At 44.8% G+C, this 20,393-nt stretch carries 13 protein-coding genes; 8 read left to right on the top strand and 5 right to left on the bottom strand.

From position 1 onward, the window contains the following. Positions 1-230 precede the first annotated feature (230 nt). The gene (locus BMX95_RS03205; RefSeq protein ID WP_081198863.1) at positions 231-4,004 is read left to right on the top strand and encodes a DEAD/DEAH box helicase; all 3,774 of its coding nucleotides are present in this window, start codon (positions 231-233) and stop codon (positions 4,002-4,004) included. Between the two features lie 221 nt (positions 4,005-4,225). Beyond that, positions 4,226-7,270, top strand: coding sequence for an outer membrane beta-barrel family protein (locus BMX95_RS03200; RefSeq protein WP_081198864.1), 3,045 nt, complete (start codon positions 4,226-4,228; stop codon positions 7,268-7,270). A 162-nt stretch (positions 7,271-7,432) separates the two neighbouring features. Here BMX95_RS03200 and BMX95_RS34820 read toward each other — a convergent pair whose 3' ends face one another. Then, positions 7,433-7,600 (bottom strand): hypothetical protein, encoded by a 168-nt coding sequence (locus BMX95_RS34820; protein ID WP_165758867.1) that lies wholly within the window; start codon positions 7,598-7,600, stop codon positions 7,433-7,435. A gap of 147 nt (positions 7,601-7,747) precedes the next feature. Between BMX95_RS34820 and BMX95_RS03195 the strand changes: the two genes are divergently transcribed. The 4 genes from BMX95_RS03195 to BMX95_RS03180 all read left to right on the top strand — a co-directional run bounded on the left by BMX95_RS03195 (position 7,748) and on the right by BMX95_RS03180 (position 11,429). After that, the gene (locus BMX95_RS03195) at positions 7,748-8,308 is read left to right on the top strand and encodes a hypothetical protein (protein ID WP_081198865.1); all 561 of its coding nucleotides are present in this window, start codon (positions 7,748-7,750) and stop codon (positions 8,306-8,308) included. Positions 8,309-8,410: 102 nt separating this feature from the next. Beyond that, positions 8,411-8,560, top strand: coding sequence for a hypothetical protein (locus BMX95_RS34815; protein ID WP_165758868.1), 150 nt, complete (start codon positions 8,411-8,413; stop codon positions 8,558-8,560). Then, positions 8,536-9,546, top strand: a complete 1,011-nt coding sequence (locus tag BMX95_RS03185) for an outer membrane beta-barrel protein (protein ID WP_081198867.1) — start codon at positions 8,536-8,538, stop codon at positions 9,544-9,546. Before BMX95_RS34815 ends, BMX95_RS03185 begins: the two co-directional genes overlap by 25 nt. A 68-nt stretch (positions 9,547-9,614) precedes the next feature. Beyond that, positions 9,615-11,429 (top strand): alpha-amylase family glycosyl hydrolase, encoded by a 1,815-nt coding sequence (locus BMX95_RS03180; protein WP_081198868.1) that lies wholly within the window; start codon positions 9,615-9,617, stop codon positions 11,427-11,429. Between the two features lie 364 nt (positions 11,430-11,793). Here the strand turns inward: BMX95_RS03180 and BMX95_RS03175 are convergent, their stop codons facing one another. Next, positions 11,794-12,357, bottom strand: coding sequence for a GLPGLI family protein (locus tag BMX95_RS03175; RefSeq protein ID WP_165758869.1), 564 nt, complete (start codon positions 12,355-12,357; stop codon positions 11,794-11,796). Between the two features lie 41 nt (positions 12,358-12,398). Between BMX95_RS03175 and BMX95_RS03170 the strand changes: the two genes are divergently transcribed. After that, positions 12,399-13,043: a response regulator transcription factor gene (locus BMX95_RS03170; protein ID WP_081198870.1), complete on the top strand. Its 645-nt coding sequence runs from the start codon at positions 12,399-12,401 to the stop codon at positions 13,041-13,043. On the opposite strand, the gene BMX95_RS03165 is transcribed toward BMX95_RS03170, so the two are convergent. The 3 genes from BMX95_RS03165 to mqnC form a co-directional block, all read right to left on the bottom strand. Next, complete coding sequence (locus BMX95_RS03165; RefSeq protein ID WP_081198871.1) at positions 13,044-13,340, bottom strand: hypothetical protein; 297 nt, start codon at positions 13,338-13,340, stop codon at positions 13,044-13,046. Between the two features lie 92 nt (positions 13,341-13,432). Further along, a complete protein-coding gene (locus BMX95_RS03160) occupies positions 13,433-17,422 on the bottom strand; it encodes a response regulator (protein WP_081198872.1) in 3,990 nt (1,329 codons plus the stop codon). 359 nt (positions 17,423-17,781) lie between these two features. Continuing rightward, positions 17,782-18,906, bottom strand: coding sequence for a cyclic dehypoxanthinyl futalosine synthase (gene mqnC, locus BMX95_RS03150; RefSeq protein WP_081198874.1), 1,125 nt, complete (start codon positions 18,904-18,906; stop codon positions 17,782-17,784). Positions 18,907-19,116: 210 nt separating this feature from the next. On the opposite strand from mqnC, the gene BMX95_RS03145 reads away from it, so the two are divergent. Beyond that, complete coding sequence (locus BMX95_RS03145; RefSeq protein WP_081198875.1) at positions 19,117-20,316, top strand: aspartyl protease family protein; 1,200 nt, start codon at positions 19,117-19,119, stop codon at positions 20,314-20,316. Positions 20,317-20,393 lie beyond the last annotated feature (77 nt).

Raw genomic sequence — 20,393 nt, 5'->3', positions numbered from 1 at the left:
AAAATAATGCCCGAACAAATTACTTTATTATCTGTTCATAAATGACTGTTAACCGGATATTTCGGAAATAAACTACGAAGAAGCGGCTATATTAATTTTGTTTAACATCGTTTTTTTCTTTATAACCTCACCTTTTTTCCTTTACTTTTGCAGATTGCCCTTTTTTGAATTCGTCCCTGAACCGGGAGATAAAGATTTGTATAGAGGCAACGGAAATTTTAAATTTTAGCATGGCACTACCTCATCTTATTAAGTATGTGTATACCAATGGAACTGACGAAGTGATCCGGAGGGGAAAGAAGATACACGCTATTGGATATGTTGAACTGGTGGACTATGATGAACTACTTGATTCTGTAACCTTCAGGGTGAAAGACGACAGTTACACCACCTACTACAAAGTAAACATACAAAAGTTCAAGGATGCGCGTACCCTTTCGGTACGCTGTGCATGTCCCTATAATTTAGGCGATATCTGCCGCCACGAAGCAGCGGCGCTTATTCAGCTTCAGGAGATGCTGGATAAAAATATGCTGAAGACCGAAAAAGTTGATTACGACCAGAAGCATACCGTTTTGAAGATGAAATTCATCGATCTCAAAACATTACGGTTGCTCTGTTCGCCCGAAGCATATACCGATGCAGAGAAATACCTACGCACACAACGTGCCGACATAGAGTATGCCCAGGACGAAGTGGTGAAAGCCACGGTGACCATCGATGGCACGCCCTGGAAAGTGGTGATCCGAAAGAACGAAGAAAGAAATTTTGATACCAGTTGTAATTATGAAGATCGCCTGCATCCGCTTTGTTTGCCCAAGGTGATCGTTTTTCTGCAACTGCTGAATGCGTATGGTCCCTATTACTTCGACTCCATTCGCAACTGGGACAAAGAAAAAAACAAACTGCTGGAAGCCTATGGCTATCAGTTAAGTGATAACCTCGATGGCAAGTTTGAATTCACCTATAAAGATGGTAAACCATTTTTGCGGGTACTGGATTCCTCCATCAAACGTATTTCACCGCAGGATGCTGCACGTTCAAGACCAAAGCCTGTAGAGGTAGCAGTGCCTGATGCAGATGAAACGGTGGCCACAGACGTGGCGGATACAACACCCAAATACACACAGCGTATTGGCGTGGTGTTTAATTTCAACCATGAAAGTTATCCCGGCTTTGAAGTGGATGCCATTAGTGGTGAAATGAATGAAGAGGCCACACAGTTTACCGGCAAGATCGAGAAGCTTGACCTTACCAAGTTTGTGAACCTGGAGGTATACAGCGAAAACGACCGGCAAATGATTCCCCAACTGCGTAAAATGCAGGATGCGGAGGTAACCAAGTACCTTAACCGCAACTCACCATTCAGCGGCATTTGGGAAAACATCATTCACCACGAAGAAGACGACCTGCCCGAAGAAACAAAAGCCCTGATGGTAGAATACCTGCATCCCAAACTGAAAAAACTGTTTGTGGATGTAGCAGCCAACCCATTTGTATTTTACCTCAATGGCAAAAAGCCTTTCAAAACCGAGAACCTGCATACCGCTGGTATAGTAACTGATTATATCACACCATTCTTTAAAGTAATTGCCGGTAAAAACAATTATGAAATCGAGTGCTGGGTAAAACTGAACGGCCAACAGGTAAACATCAGCGAGAATGGCATCGATAGCAGTTTGTTGTTCTTCTATAACGACAATTTGTTTTTGTGGGATAAACCGGAAGACGTAAGCCTGGTGACCCAGTTCCATGGAAAAGGAAAACTGGCGTATTCAAAAGCTGACTGGCCCGAGCAGTTACGTAAAATGGTATTGCCGCTTACCAAAGATTACCATGTTGATTTTGATGGCACCCTGGTGAGTGAAGTAAAAGACGGCGATCCTGAAAAAAGAGTAGTGCTGCAGGAAAAAGGCGATTACCTCGTATTTCAACCGTTGTTCTCTTATAAAGGGTTTGAAACAAAACCCGGTGGTAAAGATGAACTGGTAATACCCGATACCGAAAAGGTGGTGATTGTTCACCGGAACCGGGAAAAAGAATCACAGTTTATAAAAAAACTGGAAGCCCTGCACTCCGGATTTATACGTCCGGAAGGTGGCCAACAGCTGGCGTTGAAAGGCAGTGATGTATTGAAGAACAACTGGTTCTTCCTGTTTGTAGACGCTATGAAGGAATTGAAGATTCCCGTATTTGGATTTGATGCGTTGAAGAACTTCCGCTTCAATACGGCGCGCCCGCAAACAAAGATCCACATCAGCAGCAATACCGATTGGTTCGATGCCCGGGTTGACATATTGTTTGGCGATCAAAAGGTGACCATTGCCGATGTGAAAAAGGCGCTGGCCAACCGGCAACAGTTTGTACAACTGAACGACGGTACCCTGGGTATTTTACCTGAAGAGTGGATCAAAAAATATTCGCTGTTGTTCAGGGTGGGCGAAGGCAAGCAAAACCAGTTGCGCCTGTCGAAATACCACATGAGCGTAATTGACGAATTGTACGACAATCGCAGTGAAGAAGAGCTGGTATTACGCCTGGAAGAGAAATATGAACAATTAAAGGGTTTCAACAAAATAAAAGAGATCCCGCTTCCTGAGCACCTGAAAAGCATCCTGCGTCCGTACCAGGAGCACGGGTATCACTGGTTGCACTATCTCAGTGAAATAGGCTGGGGTGGTATTCTGGCCGATGACATGGGGTTGGGTAAAACCGTACAGGCTTTATCGTACCTGAACTATTATCGCACCAGCCAGGGTAAACTGCGCGCATTGGTGGTTTGTCCTACCACGCTTATGTTTAACTGGGAGAATGAGATCAAGAAATTTACGCCCTCACTTACTTATTATATCCACCATGGTGGTGAAAGAACAAGAGGGAAGGACCAGTTCCTGAATGCAGAGATCATTATTACTACGTATGGTACATTACGCAGTGATATAAAGCTGCTGGTGGAAATACCATTCGATTATGTGGTGCTCGATGAGTCGCAGGCCATCAAGAACCCAACCAGTAAGGTTACCAAAGCCGCCTGTTTGCTGCAATCGAAAAACAGGATCTGTTTAAGTGGTACGCCTTTGCAGAATAATACGTTCGATATTTTTGCCCAAATGAACTTCCTGAACCCGGGTATGCTCGGCAGTGTGGAATTCTTCAGGCAGGAATTTGCGATCCCCATTGATAAATTCGGCGAAGCAGATCGTAAAGATCACTTACGCAAACTATTATATCCTTTTATTTTACGCCGTACCAAAGAGCAGGTGGCCAAAGACCTGCCCGATAAAATTGAGACCATCCTGTTTTGCGAAATGGGAACCGAACAAATGGCTATATATGATGCTTACCGCAACGATTTCCGCGATAAGATCATGGGTACTATTGAGCAAAATGGTATACAACGGTCACAATTGACCATCCTGCAGGGCTTAATGAAACTGCGCCAGATCTGTGACTCCCCGGCCATTTTGAATGAGGCGGAGAAATTTCCGAACCATTCTATAAAACTGGAGGAGTTGGGCCGTGAGATCACCGAAGGTGTTAGTAACCACAAAGCACTGGTGTTCTCACAGTTCCTGGGTATGCTGGCGCTTATTAAAGAGAAGCTGAAAGAGCTGGAAGTTGATTTTGAATACTTCGATGGCAGCACATCCGCTATTGACCGGGAACGGGCTATTCAGCGTTTCCAGAACGATGAAAATTGCCGTGTATTCCTGATCTCGCTGAAAGCGGGTGGTGTGGGTTTGAACCTTACCGCTGCCGACTATGTATACATTGTTGACCCCTGGTGGAACCCTGCGGTGGAACAACAGGCCATTGACCGTACGCATCGTATCGGCCAAACGAAAAACATCTTCGCTTACCGCATGATCTGTAAAGACACCATCGAGGATAAGATCCTGCAGCTGCAAGACAAAAAACGCTTGTTAGCCAAAGACCTGATCACCGATGATGAAGGATTTGTAAAATCGCTTACCCGTGAAGATGTGGAATACCTGTTCAGTTAATAAAGAACTGTTTTTCACTGTGTATTTTTGACCATTTATTGTTAGGAAAATATAAAATGCCACGATTTGCACATACCGTGTATAATCGTGGCATATTTTTTAGCGTTAATGCGCCGATAAGTTATCCAGACCTTTAAAACTTTTTGCCACCAGCTTTGTTCACACAAGTTCGGCGGCAATCTGACGTCAAAACCTGTATCTTAAGTAATAGTAACCCATACATGAAAAAGTTTTTTACCCTGTTCCTTGTGGTTATCGCATGTACAACCGCTGGATATGCCCAGAGTTCGGGCAGTGTCCAGGGGAAGTTATACGATAGCCTTTTTGTTGATAACCTGGTAGACGCTACCGTTACCGTACTCCATGCAACCGATACCTCCGTGGTATCTTATACCCTGGCAGATGCCCAGGGTGCATTCAAGATCAAGAACATTCCACTTGGCAGCTATCGTTTAATGATCAGCTATCAGGGTTACACCCCCAAGTACGTTAAATTCACAATTAAGGCCGATTCTGCTAATGTTCAATTTGGTACTATCTACATGACCAAGAAGGATAACATGCTGCAGGAAGTGATTGTGGAGGCCCCACCGATCAGTGTTAAAAAAGATACGGTTGAGTTTAGGGCCGATGCCTTTAAAACAAAACCCAACTCTACCGCTGAAGACCTGTTAAAGAAATTACCCGGCGTTCAGGTAGATAAAGACGGGAATGTAAAAGCACAGGGCGAAGATATACAAAAGGTATACGTTGATGGAAAGGAGTTCTTTGGCACTGATCCTAAAATGGCTACCAAGAACATCACGGCCGATATGATTGAATCGGTACAGGTGTTTGATGATATGAGCGACCAGGCCAAGTTCACGCGTATTGATGATGGTAGCCGTTCAAAAACGATCAACATTAAGCTGAAGAAAGATAAACGCAAGGGTTATTTTGGCCGGTTTGCAGCCGGTATAGGCGATAAGGACCGGTATACCGCAAGCGGGATGTTCAATCGTTTTGATAACGATCGCCGCATATCCATATTAGGAGGATCAAACAACCTGAATAAATCCAGCTTTTCATTTAACGACATCGTAAGCACCATGGGTGGCTATGGCAGCAGTGGTGGCGGTGGTGGCGGAGGTGGTGGCCGCAGCGGTGGCGGCGGTGGTGGAGGTGGAGGTCGCAGTGGCGGCGGAGGAAATGGCGGCGGCGGCGGCGGCCGTAGTGGTGGTGGCGGTGGCGGCGGTAATGCCGGCTTCAGTAATTTTGGAAGCAGCAACACCGGTATTACAAAAGCTACCAATGTTGGTATAAACTATACCGATAAATGGGGCAGCAAGATCGATGTAACCGGCAGCTATTTCTTTTCTAACAGTGTAACCAGCAAAGAACAGCAAAGTCTTAGCCAGCGAACTGCAGATATTGCAGCCGACTCTATTGTTTTGCAAAATGAGAACATGCATTCAAACAACAAGAACCAGAATCACCGGTTCAACCTGCGGTTTGAATATTACATCGACTCCATGAACTCATTGTTGTATACCCCCAACCTGGTAATACAACACTCTGAAACATACTCGTTCGATACCTTGTTCTCCAATGCCTTTTCTGCAAAAGTTCCGGAATTTTTAGCCAATGAAGGTATCAATGAGAACAGCAATACCCGCAACGGTATTAACCTGAACAATAACTTATTGTACCGCCGCAAGTTTCATAAGTTGGGCCGTACCTTAACTGTTGGGTTGAACAACAGCATCAGCGACAGTAAAGGAAATGGCGCTACGGTTTCGCCATTACGTTCATATGATGCTTCGAATAAATTAAGAAGTATAATAGACCAGAATTTTCATTCGAACCAAAAAACAAAATCGATGAACAATGTGGTCAGTGCTTCGTATACTGAACCCATTGGCCTCAATAAAATCCTGGAGTTTAACTATGCGTATACCAACCGGCACTCTACGAGCGACCGCGACGCATTTTATTTTAATCCGGCGTCAGGATACTACGATTCAGTATATAAAAGCCAGACCAACTACCTGGAAAACGATTTCATTGCGAACCGGGCCGGCGCCAACTTCCGCGTGCAAAACAAAATGTACAACTGGCAAATTGGTGCAGCTGTTGAACATTCTGAGCTGAATAATTATAACAATCGGGCATTGTCTGGCGATACCACTATAAAACAATCATATACTAACCTGTTCCCTACAGCGAACTTTACTTACCAGTTTAGCCGTTCAAAAAACCTGCGATTGTTTTACCGGGGAAGAACCAACCAGCCATCGGTTAACCAGTTACAGGAGGTGCCCGATGCATCGAATGTGTTGGCGGTGTCAAATGGTAACCCTTCGTTGAAACAGGAGTTTGCGCACAACGTGAATCTCAATTATAACACCTTCGATGCGGTGACCTTCAAATTCCTGTCAGTTAATATTAACCTGAACAGTACGCACAACCAGATTGTGACGAGCCTTGATACATTATTGCCCAACATCAGGCACCAATACAACCTGGATACCCTGCCGTACGGCGCCACCTATTCTATTCCGGTAAACATGAATGGATCGTTTGGAACTTCATCTTTTGTAACATTTGGTTTGCCCTTACAGGGAAAGCTGAAAGGAAGTAGCCTGAACTTCAACAACTCTATTGCGTATAACCGCGATATCAACCTCATGTATCAAAAGCGCAACGTTACCAACACATTTGTGGTTACGCAAACAGCAGGTATAAACATGAATATTAAAGACGCTTTGATTGTTGGATTGAATGGTAGCGTGGCCTATAACAAGGTTACTTCCTCACAACAATCGAATCTGAATAATGAATATTATACACAAACCTATTCGGCCGATATCAGCTATCAGTTCCTGAAAATTTTTGTGCTATCTACCGATTTTGATTATTACATAAATACAGGTCTTGCCCAGGGCTTCAATCAAAGTATTCCTTTGTGGAATGGCAGCCTGGCCTACCAAATGTTTAAAAAGAAAAATGGCGAGTTGAAGTTTTCGGTGAACGATATCATGAACCAGAACCAAAGCATTTCACGTTCAGTGATCAATGGTACTATTACCGATACCCGTTCGAACGTGTTGCGCCGTTACTTTATGCTCACCTTTACTTATAACCTGAACAGGGCCGGTGCTCCCCAACAACGGCGTGGCGCGCCAGGCATGCCGCGTAGCATACAGCGCCAAATGGATCGCCAGATGGATGGCGGCGCCAGTGGTGGAACCGCTATGCCAGCGCAGGGGCAGAGCCGTCAACAATAATGACATAGCTAATTAGCATAAAAAGGTGGGTCATCGCTGATGGCTCACCTTTTGTTTTTTCAGGTACCCCTATAAAATAAAAATCCTCCCGGCAGAACCGGGAGGTTAGCACATACTAATGTGGTTTCAGAGGTAAGTGCTATGCGTTATAGTTAATTTCTATTAGTGGAATTTTCTTCTTGCAATGGAGGGCGTGCTGATGGGAGAGTCGCCTAACATAACTACTGCTAACAAGGCTTTAACAAATCGAACGATGTTGGAAGATGGCCGGTAGATGGTTTTGTGAATTCTGGCCCGGTTCACATCATAATACATTGGATTCTTTTTCATTGGTATTGAATTGAGTATAAATAAATAGAATAAGCCGTCTATTGTAACGAATAAAGTAACATTTTTATTGCGTTCTCATGAATTTAATATAATCCGGTTAAAAAGCAAATTGGTTTTTATTACTTTTCCATTCCAAACCCTATAAACATGTGCAAAGTAACATCCTTGCTACTGGCTTTATTATTAAGCCTTAGCGCTGGCGCACAAGGCGTTTTTGTTAACCAGACAAACACCGCCCTGAAAATGGTGATTGAAGATTATCCCAATCACTTCAGTAATATTAAAGGCGATCCTATCAACACTCCGGAACCAGCAGCAAACTATAAATCAAAAGTCATTATCCCCGGTTCAGTAAACTGCGTGCTGACTGAATTTAAAACAACCGCGGCTTACAGCTGGACTTGTGAACTGTATTCCTCTGCTGACTTTCAAAACGCAAAAGAAAGATACAATAGTCTGTATAAAGAAATACATAACACTATCATAAAACTGGCCGGTGAAAAGCCTTCCATTCTCAATGGCCAGTATGCAGATCCCGATAAAAACAGAAAGCAAAATACCATTCATTTCCACTTTCTGCCCAATACCGGTATTATTCAAAAGCTGCATGTAGAATTGCGCCTGCAATCCGAAGAGGGTACCTGGAAAATTATGCTGCAGGTATTTGACGAGGCGCCTGCAAGCGGCAATATGCAAACGATGGCTTAAATATTAACCTTCATTAACATTAAACCAACCCTGCTTAACCTTCATTGCCGGTGTGTAAGAATATTTTCGTGATCGCTTTACAAACACGAAAATATAACCGGTATGAAGAAGTTCTACCTGCTGATTGTCTGCTGTATCCTGTGTTCCATAACATGGGCACAAAAAAATGGACTGGTAAAAGGCATTGCGTTTGACACCCTGTCGAAGCAGCCACGCAACAGGCTGCATTGGAAGGAAATACTCTGGTATTAGGCAAAGATTCAACCCTTCATAAAACCTTTTATAACTGGCTGCCCAATGCCCGTTTACAATATAACTTTACCAGGTTCCGCAACCTGCGACTGAATTATACAACCAGTACCAATCAACCCACAGTAACACAATTACAACCGGTGCCGGATAACAGCGACCCGCTGAATATAAAAGTGGGCAATGCCGATCTGAAACAAGAGTTAGTCCATACCATACAACTGAATTTCTTTTCGGTAAATCCATTTAGGAACAGGAACCTGTTTGCGTTCTTTAACATACGAAGGACAGATAATAAGATCGTTAATGCCGATATCATTGATTCGGTAGGCGTAAAAATAACCCGTCCGGTAAATGTGAATGGTGCGTATGATATTTCCGGTACCGTAAACATAGGATTGCCTGTCCGTTTGTGGAAAGGCTCCATTAACTTCAGCACCAATGGCAGCTATACAAAAAACAAAACCTTTATTAATGCTGCGGAGAATATGATCAGTACCTGGAATGTTGGTCCGGATGTACGGATTGAGATAAATGCATCGGAGAAATTAGACCTGTCGCTCGCTGCCGGAGTTAATTACTACAAAACGCAATATGGCTTACAACAAACTTTAAATACCCGGTATTTGAATCAGCAGTATAGCATGGAGATAAACTGGCAACTGCCGCACCGCTTTTACTTTAATACCGAGTTTACCTATACCATTAACAGCCAGCGGGCAAGTGGGTTCAATACCAGGGTACCATTATGGAATGCGTTTATCAGCAGGCAGTTCTTACGTTTTAACCGGGGTGAAATAAAGTTATCGGCCTTTGACCTGTTGAAACAAAACATTGGCGTAAGCCGTAATACCGGTCAGAATTACATTGAAGACAAACGGGTAAAAAACCTGCAACGCTTTTTCCTGTTGAGTTTTACCTATAACCTAACAAAGAACGGGTTGGGTGCGCCAGGTTCAGACCACAAATTACACATGATAGGTGGCTAGCATATAATGGGGGAGCATGGTAGCAAAATTGCAGAGTATGGAGTGAAATCCACACAAACATCATCACCATGGCAAAAAGTACAATGGAGGCCACCCCTGTGACCCGCATAGAAGGAATGGGTTCTATCCCAAATGATAACGGCGTATTTTTCAGAGTATGGGCGCCACATGCAAAAAAGGTATTTGTTACCGGCGAGTTTAATGACTGGTCAAAAAATAAACATCCCATGACGCATGAAGGCAATGGGTATTGGGGGATGAATATTTCCGAGGCAAAGGCTGGCAATCAATATAAATACATTTTACAAACCGATATGGGTTTGTTGTACCGCAACGATCCGTATGCAAGGGAGTTGACCAACTCGGCCGGTAATTCCCTTATTACCGATCCGAATTTTGAGTGGACGGACCATGATTTTCAAACCCCTTCCTGGAATGAACTGGTGATCTATGAAATGCACATAGGCTCTTTCAATGTAAAAGAAGATGGCAAGCCAGGTACTTTTGAAACGGCCCGGCAACGGCTGGGGTATTTAAAAGCGTTGGGAGTGAATGCCATTGAATTGATGCCGGCTACTGAATTTCCCGGAGGCATTTCATGGGGGTATAATTTATCGCACCCGTATGCTATTGAATCGGATTATGGCGGTGTAAAGGGTTTTAAAGCACTCATCAATGCAGCCCATGAATTGGGTATAGCAGTAATCCTCGATGTGGTGTATAACCATTTTGGCCCTTCAGACCTGGACCTGTGGCAATTTGATGGCTGGAGTGAAAATGGTGCCGGTGGTATTTATTTCTACCAGGACTGGCGGTCAGAAACGCCCTGGGGCCATACCCGGCCCGATTACGGCCGTCCCGAAGTTAGACAGTACCTGCGGGACAATGCCCTGATGTGGCTGGAAGATTACCATGTAGATGGCTTGCGTACTGATGCCTTGCTGTTTGTTCGGAATGTGCATGGCAAAAATACACCCGATGCAGACCTGCCCGAGGGCTGGTCAATGATGAAATGGATAAATGAAGAGGTGAATAAACGTTATCCCTGGAAGATCATGATAGCTGAAGACCTGCAGGACAATGAATGGATCACCAAAAGATCAGAAGAGAACGGGCAGGGTTTCAATACACAGTGGGACCCGGCTTTCACCTTTAGTGTGCGGGATGTATTGAAAGTGCCGGAAGATGATCACCGCGATCTGGAAAAGATACAATTTGCCCTTATGCATAATTTTAATGGAGATGCATTTCAACGGGTAATATATACTGAATCGCACGATGATGTGGCCAACGGTAAAACACGCGTGCCCGAAGAAATAGCACCCGGTGATGCACAGGGCTGGTTTGCCAAAAAGCGATCGGTATTAGGTGCCGTGCTGGTTTTTACGGCTGCAGGTATACCCATGATATTTCAGGGGCAGGAATTTGTGGAAGATGGCTGGTTTGATGATACCAAACCGCTGGACTGGTCGAAATTCTCGGACTTTAAAGGCATTGCGCGGTTGTACCGCGATTGCATTCGCCTGCGCCGCAATATGGAAGGGTTAACAAAAGGGTTATCGGGCCAGCATACCCGCGTCACCCATGTAAATAATGGGGATAAAGTGATTGTCTTTCACCGCTGGCACGAAGGCGGCCCAAAGGACAGCACCATTGTTGTTTTGAATTTTATGAATAAAGAACATAAAGATTATATAATAGGCGTACCAGCGGAAGGCGTATGGAAAATACGGTTCAACAGCGATTGGAAGGGGTATGATGAATCGTTTACCGATACCCCGGCGTTTGATGTGGAAACGTTTACAAGCAAGAAAGATGACCAGGAATACAGTATTGCCATCAACCTGGGGCCTTATAATGCATTGATCCTTTCGCAGGATTAAAAAAAGAGGGCCGGATAGACATCCAGCCCCGTATTAATCCAATATCCTATGAAAAACCGATAGGAAATTAATATCAAAATTTCACATAACCTATGACCATCATCATCGAAAGCACAGGTTTATATATTTATTGATTAGCGCTAACTTTTTTAAGGAAATGCAGCGAAAGAGTAAGTTATTAACAGGCTGTAAAAATATAAGGGGCCCCGAAGAATCGGGGCCCCGTGTTAATCCAATATCCTATGAAAAACCTTGATGAAAATAGAATGAATCCTGTTGTTATTCTATGACGGCCATCATCCAATTTTGATGATTGTGGCAATGCTTTTTAAAAGTTGTCCTATATGCGAAAAACGGGAAACCATTAATTACCTATGCGTATCACTCTTCTGCTGCCGTTATGTTGCATTTCTTCCATGGTTTTATCCCTTTCTTTAGAAAATTCATTTGCTGTTACCTTCTTGCCTTTTCGGGGCTCTTTAATGGCAGTCACATCAGCTTTCTGTGAAACTTCCACCGCTTTATAAGTAGTGTTACCGTTAATATCGATCTGTAAAATTAAACCGGGTAACTGTCCTTCCAGGTCAGGGCCGGCTGGTACGGGGATGGCGGGTGTAAACCAGGCAACAATATGGCTGGTGTCCGGTACCACTTTTCGGCTCATAACCCCATTTTCCATAGATATCATATTGCGGTTACCGGGCCGGGCGGCAACAGCCTGCTGGCATGTATACCCCAAAATGGTGCTGGTTTCACCGGTAAGTTTCCAGTTCAGTTTGTGAATACTGTCTATAACCAGGTATTGTTTGGCAGCAAACTCCTTTTGTTCCACCTTACGGCCTTCGGCAAAATTTAGCCAGGTAATGTCATCTTCACCCAGATTAACGTGAAACTGTATACCGTTATCATTGCCGGGCTCGGGAGCCATACCTTCATCTAACCCCCTGCGCAGCATTTGGTTGTTCCCGAATAATACCTCCAGTTTTATTACATGCGTTCGGGTTTGAGGTGATCATGGAAAGCGATGGCACCCAGGTGTTGTCTCTTTTCAGGGAAATGAATCCTGATGTTTGTGTGCTCGATGTAATGCTTCCCAATAAAGATGGCTTTACCATTGCCGGTGAGATCCGGGAATTAAATGGCCGTGTACCTATTATTTTCCTTACCGCCAAAACACAAACAGATGACCTGGTAAAAGGGTTTTCAGTGGGCGGGAACGATTACATTCGCAAGCCATTTAGCATGGAAGAATTAATAGTGCGTATCGAGAATGCATTACGCTTCAGGGACCCGGCTGCCAAAGCCAGCAATGGAAAGGACACGCTTCAAATTGGTAATTACAACTTCAATGTCGCCCGGCAGTTGTTATCGGGTTATGAGGAAGAACGAAAGCTATCATTCCGCGAAAGCGAACTGCTAAAGCTGTTGTACGAAAACCGCGATAAGATCATTGACCGCAAAGACATTTTAAACCTGTTGTGGGGCAATGATTCATTTTTTAACTCCCGCAACCTGGATGTATACATCACTAAATTGCGCAGCTATCTTAAAGAAGATGAAATGCTGGAAATAATAACCATCAAAGGGGTAGGATACCGTTTTGTTGTAGGATGATCAACCGATCTTGATTGTTCTGATTGGTTGTTGTTTTTGTTGCGGTTTCCCTACTCTTTTAAGGAACCACATAATGGTGAAGCTGGGTATAAAATCGGTTCCGGGTAAAATCTCTTCCACAAAGTTGAACATACCACCCAACGCACCCTTCCAGCCACCAAAGGTTATAAAGAAAATGATGCCGGAGACAGGCGCCCAAATGATATCGCCAAACTCACCCAGTCCGGGTATGATGTAAGTGGCGAAACCGATGAGGTCCATCAACACACAAAACGCAAGCGAGGTTTGTTTCTTCATTTTCTGAATTTACTGCTTTTAAGACAAATAATGGGTCGCCAGAGTTGTAAAAAAATTACCTGCGCGGTGTTAAAATTTAGCCAACGGCGTAACTACACCAATAACATTCTCTTTTTCAATACTGATTCTATTTCTTCCAGTTTGAAAGGTTTTGAAATGTAGTCGTTCATGCCGGCCTCTATACATTTTTCTTTGTCGCCCTGCATGGCGTCGGCGGTGAGTGCAATGACGGGAATTAGGCTATAAGGCTCTGGTAACTGGCGAATGAGGCGGGTAGTGGTGAAGCCATCCATTTCGGGCATGTTCACGTCCATGAAGATCAGCTGCGGGTCCTGCTGTTGCAACAGGTCAAGTGCCTGTTTGCCATTGGTGGCTTTTATAACCGCAAATCCCATTTTACTTAATACTTCTGTTATCAGGAGCATATTGATGGGCTCATCTTCAACAACCATAATAGTTGCTGCATCGGTGATTTTTTCAATAACGGGTATATTGTTTATTTTTTCCGGCTGTTGTTTTCCGGTAGTGAACATGGCTGAAAGTGTGGCGTATAACTCATATAGTTTTATGGGTTTGGAAAGAAAACCATGAATGCCCAGTTTCCCGGCCTGCCGCTGGAACATATTTTTTTCCAGTGACGACAACATCATAATAACCGGCTGGGTATACCCTTGTGACGACCGGCGCATTTCCTGCACCAGTTGCATGCCATCCATTTCGGGCATGTGGTGGTCGGTTATAATAAGATCGAGCGGCTCGCTCTGCTGGTGAATGCGGTGTAATATAGCCAGTGCTTCGCGGCCACCGGGAGCGGTTTCACAGGTTATGCTGAAGTAGCGGAATATTTCCTGCATCAGCCATCTGTTGCTGGCATTGTCATCGATCACCAGTACTTTTTGTAAAGGCGGCCGGTAGGTACCGGTTATTTGCGGTTCGCTGTTTACAATTTCAAGCGGCAGCTTTAATGTAAACGTGCTGCCCCGGCCGGCCTCGCTTTCAACCTGCAGGCCGCCATTCATTAATTCGGCCAGGCTTTTTGAAATGGTGAGCCCTAAACCGGTTCCACCATATTTACGCGTGGTAGAGGAATCGGCTTGTGTAAAGCTGTCGAAGATCTTAACCAGCTTTTCTTTGTGAATACCGATGCCCGTATCACGTACGGACAATTCGATATCTATAAACTTTTTACCCGCTTTCATATACATGCTGCTGCTCTTTTTCAGCGACACGAATATTTCTCCCTTTTGGGTGAATTTGATGGCATTGCCCAACAGGTTTACAAATACCTGGCGTATACGAACCGGGTCACCGCTAACCCGTGAAGGCAGCAGCGGGTCAATATGGCAAACCATTTCCAGCTTTTTTTCAAAAGCTTTTACTGATAGAATGTCTATCGCTTCTTCAACCAGTTCATCAATTCTGAATGAAGTATTGTCGATCTGCAGTTTGCCTGCTTCCAGTTTAGAGAAGTCGAGAATATCGTTGATGATATCCAGCAGTCCATATGCAGATTTCTTAACGTTTTCGAGATAATCGCGTTGCGAATGTTGTAAGTTGGTAGTAAGCACCAGGTCGGTAAACCCAATGATGCCATTCATGGGTGTGCGCAACTCGTGGCTCATATTGGCCATGAATTCACTTTTAGCCTGGTTGGCCGATTCGGCCATATCTTTTGCCTGCACCAGCTCCTGTTCCATTTGTTTACGCTCGATGGCCGCAGCCAGCGTGGCAGCAAAGGATTGCAGTATGCTGAATTCGGTGATGGTCCAGTCGCGTTCCTGCATTCTGTCGCCAAAGCTTACAAAACCCCAGAAATAGTTCATGGTAAAAACGGGCAGTACCGCAGTGGTTTTAATGCCCCGGTCATCATAAAATTTCTTCAGTTCAGGGTCTTTTATATTTTTAACATGGCTGCAGAAGATCTCTTCCCGGATGAGGGATTGAAAAAGAAGCGACTTGTTGCTCAGTTCATTGTGCTGGCAACTGGCGGGGCGATAGATCAATTCATCGGTAGTGCTTTCCCATTGCCACAGCCGGCTTGTGTACCATTTATCTTCTGCCAGCACGTATTCATTCTTGTATACATTCAGGTTATCAACCTGCAATTTCATACCCAGCAACTGAATGGCTTCCCCAATAGCCTGATCGAGGTTGTTATTACTGATCAGCAGGTGCGTAGCTTCAGATACGGCCTGCAGCAACTGGTCCTTGCGACGCAAATTATCTTCCACTTTTTTCAACGGCGTAATATTGTGCACAAACCCTAACACACCCCACACGTTGCCCTCCTGGTCTTTCAACGGTACTTTCACCGTGCTCATGGTATTCAGCTGGCCATTGGCAAAATTCGGCTCCTCGGGTATGTACATTATTTTTCCCGACTTCACTACTTCGTCGTCATCGGCCCAAAAGCCGCGAATGCCACGGGCGGGGTCGCCGGTAACAAACACAGCCGGGAAGCCTACTTCCAGGTCGTCTTTACCGATAATATCTTCAGGTAGCCTGCGCAAAGAGTCGGCACAGGCCTGGTTAATAAGCAGGAACCGGTGGGCAGGGTCTTTTATAAAGATCCAGTCGGGGGTTGAATTGATGATGGTGCGCAGCAGTTCTTCCGATTGCTTTACCTCAACCAGTAGTTGCTCGCGTTCTACTTCGGCCTTCTTTTGCTCTGTTACGTTACGCGAGGTGGAAATGATCTTTACAACCTGGTTGTTTTCCTTTACCGGTTTCAAAATGCTTTCCAGCCAAATGTATTCGTTGGTATTGGTTCTGATGCGGTAACGCAGCCGCAGGTTATCAATTCTGCCTAATACCGCGCGGTTCTTTTGAAGGATGAATGCATGCACATCATCAGGGTGAACGAACTCTGTAATGGAATGTCCTTCCATTTCCTCCCGAAAATAACCCAGCGCTTTTTCCACCGAAGGTGATACGTACTGAAATACGCCCTCGGGACTGCTTACGGAGATAATATCTTCGGCATGCTCTGCCAGCAGCCGGAACTTTTGTTCGCTGTTTTGAAGCGCCTGTTCGGCAATCACTTTTTCGGTTACGTTTACCCCAATGCCCTGAATTTCAGAAACGCCATCTTCATTTTGAAGGGCAATGAATTCCCAGTCGGTCCATTGAAAGTGAATGGGGTTTTTAAGTGATTTTTTGATCAGCAGTTTGTATACGGTACCGGGGTGTAACCAGCACAGGTCGGCTACTTCCTGACAGCGGTGCAGGTCGCGGGTTTGGATGGTAGTATAAAAAGGAACGCCTAAAATATCTTTTTCATTATACCCGAAAGCCTGTAAAAACTGCGGATTGGCGTAGGTAAAATTGCCATTGCGGTCTATACGAACCACATAGTTGGTTTGGGAATTGAGGATAGACGACAGGTATTTCTTTTCACGCAACAGGTCGTTTCGGGCCGACTGCAGGGCCGCATAGTTTTGTTTATTGCTGCGCAATAAAGGATCTATTACCAGGAAAATAAGACAAATAAGCGCTACCACCAGTGAAATGAACTTACTGGTATTGATGGTTGACGACTCCTCCATTTTATCGGTTACTACGGCGGTGTACCGGTCAACCACTTCATTCATCAGCGGATAGAATTTTCTTTCGCTGTACAGGATCTGTTGTTTATAAAGGGCGCCGTTGATGGCCAGTAGCTGGCTGTCGGCCTGAATTACTTCCTGGGCTACGGCAATAATAGCTTTAAAATGGGTTTGGGTATTGGTAAGGTCACGGGTAATTTCCAACAGGTCGTTGGTAACCGGTTCATCGTTTCCGATCTTTATTTTGTCGCGCAACAGCTGGTTGCCGGTGATAAATGAGTCGGTAGCCTCGTGTAATTGTTCACGGATGGCCTGTTGTTCGGGTTCGGGAAGGTTGGCCTTGGTAAGCAGCATTACGTCCTTGGTAATAAGCTGACATAGCGTTTGCTGCTGCCCGCTTATATTCACCAGCTTTACCATTTTCTCATTCTGTTTGCTCGACAGATGGATCATGTAATAGCCGAAAAAGTTGAATAAAAGCACAGCCGCAAGCAGCACAACAGCAATTCTTACCAGTTTACGAAAGGGACTGTTCATTGTTTTTCAGAGTACAATACTTACCCAATATAATAACTGATTTAATACCATTTGTATTGAATATCAACCCCTGTTTTTTACCAGAATTAGGGGTATTCCATCAGTTTTTTAGGGACCCGGACGGGTTGGTGGGCATAATAGGACGCAAGAGTGGTGGATTGGAAGGGCAGGAATTATACCTGCTGTTCCAGGTTACAAGTTTCAGGTTGCCGGGTACCAGTTACCAGGTACCGGTTTCCAGGCCTTTATTCGAACCTAATCATTTGATTTTGGCCACCCGGTTTGCCGCGCAACGGATGACTGGAAACCGGTAACTGATTTTCCTGACAACTAAAACCCTACTTTAAATTCAATATCTTCTAATAGTCTATCACCTGCTCTTCAATTACTTGTGGCATTTGACGCCATTCGTACTGCTGGTTGCGTAATTGTGGTTCAAAGCCGGCCTCTTTAATAGCCTGCTGAATGCTTTTATAAGTGAAGCGATGCGGCGCACCGGCTGCACTTACCACATTTTCTTCCAGCATAATGCTGCCAAAATCATTGGCCCCTGAGTGCAGGCAGATCTGGGCGGTTTGTTTACCCACGGTAAGCCAGCTTGCCTGAATGTTCTTCACATTGGGCAGCATGATGCGGCTGATGGCGATCATTCGAATATATTCATCGGGCGTAGTGAGGTTGTGCACTCCGCGGATCTTCGTCAATAAGGTATCCACATCCTGGAAGGTCCAGGGTATGAAGGCCAGGAAGCCCTTGGCTTCGGCTGGTTTTCTGGATTGTACTTCCCTGATCTTTACCAGGTGTTCGAAACGTTCCCGAACGGTTTCCACGTGGCCAAACATCATGGTGCCGGAGGTGGTAATGTTCAGTTTATGTGCTTCGTGCATAATATCCAGCCACTCCTGGGAGCCGCATTTTCCTTTTGAAATAAGGCGGCGAACACGGTCAACCAGTATTTCGGCACCGGCGCCGGGAAGGCTGTCCATACCAGCTTCTTTAAGGGCGGTCAATACTTCTTTATGGGTCGATTTTTCGAGTTTGGTGATGTGCGCAATTTCGGGGGGCCCGAGCGTGTGCAGTTTAATAGTGGGATACAGTTGTTTCAATTGTTTGAAAAGATCAACATAGAACTGTAAACCCAGCTCGGGGTGATGGCCACCCTGCAGCAATAATTGATCGCCACCCCAGCGGATGGTTTCATCAATTTTCTTTTTATAGGTAGCGATATCAGTTATGTAAGCATCGGCATGGCCCGGTATGCGGAAGAAGTTACAAAACTTACAATTGGCAATACATACATTGGTAGTGTTAACATTCCGGTCTATTTGCCAGGTAACTTTACCATGAGGTACCTGTTTTTTACGCAACTCATTGGCTACAAACATCAGTTCTGTCAATGGGGCTTGTTCAAACAGGGCCATTCCTTCCTCAATGGTCAGCATGTCAAAATTCAGGGCTTTCGCGTATAGCTCATCCAGGTGCATAAAAAATTTATTGTAGGAACAAAAGTACTAAACGAACGGTTCAGAACGAATCGTATAAATAGAAATCCGAAGGTTATCGGTACTTCTTTAATGGTATTTCAGCCGGTACAGCGGGTAGTTTAGTTGTTTTTATACCAATGGTTTAGCATTTTCAGATAAATATTTTATCTTACTAATGAATACCAGAGCCAGCTACCAAAACCTGCTCCCATGCGATTGTTGACCATACCCATCCTGCTGTTTTTCTTCTCTGTAACGCTGGTACAGGCGCAGGAAGAATTTATTCCCCCGCCGGCCAAACAGATTGCCCGTTTTCCTTTTAGAATGCTTACGGGTGGTATTATTACGGTTAAAGCCCGGCTGAGTAACTATCCCGACACCCTCACTTTTGTGCTGGATACCGGCAGCGGCGGCATTTCGCTCGATTCTACCACGGCAGATTATTTGAAAGTACCTGCTAAATTAAGCGACCGCACCATTCGGGGCATTGCCGGGGTACGGCGGGTATTTTTCTCCTATGGGCAAACTTTGCACCTGCCCGATCTCTCGGTTGAAAACCTGGACTTTCATATTAACGATTATGATGTTTTGACCAGCGCCTATGGCGAAAAAATAGATGGGATCATTGGGTTGAGCTTTTTGTCGCGGTACATTTTAAAGGTTGATTATGATAGCCTGGCCATTTCGGTTTTTACCAAGGGCACCATAAAATACCCACGTGGCGGCTTTTTGCTGAAACCCCTTATTAACACGATTCCTATTTTACATGCGAATATTAAGGACAACCGCCAGGTGAATTCCCGGTTCTATTTTGACACCGGTGCCGGGATGTGTCTGCTGCTGTCGGCCGACTTCGTGAGCGATAGCAATTTTGTGAAACCCAAACGCAAGTGGTACGCCACCCAGGCAGAAGGTTTGGGCGGAAAAGCCCCTATGAAACAAGGAGTTATAAAGCAATTACAGCTGGGGCCGTACAAGTTTAAAAATGTGCCTACCTATATTTTCGACGATGAATACAATGTTACGCAGTACCCGGCGCTTGGCGGACTATTAGGGAATGACCTGCTGCGCCGTTTCAACCTCATCATTAACTACGAGCGTAAAGATATTTATATGATCCCCAATACCCACTACAAGGAAATGTTCGATTATTCCTACACCGGGCTGGGTATGTATGTGATAGATGGCGAAATTCAGGTGGTGGATATTATGCCCGAATCGCCTGCAGAACTGGCCGGGTTTAAACCAGGCGATGTAATTATGGGCGTGGCGAACAATTTCAGTAATAATATTCAAACCTATAAGAACCTGATGCAAACCCCGGGCGAAAAGCTTAAGGTGCTGGTACTGCGAAAAGATGGTCCCTACCAGCTTACCCTGAAGGTTAAAAACATTCTGACCGGACGTTAACCGTCTTTTATCAATCACTTTCAACCAAATACCCCAACTTGTCGTTAATTTGTATTCGTGCTGCCGTGCCAAGGTTC

This window comes from Niastella yeongjuensis (assembly GCF_900110245.1).
Classification (GTDB): domain Bacteria; phylum Bacteroidota; class Bacteroidia; order Chitinophagales; family Chitinophagaceae; genus Niastella; species Niastella yeongjuensis.
Note: the sequence above shows the minus strand (reverse complement) of the source record. Positions and strands in the feature narration are given on the sequence as shown.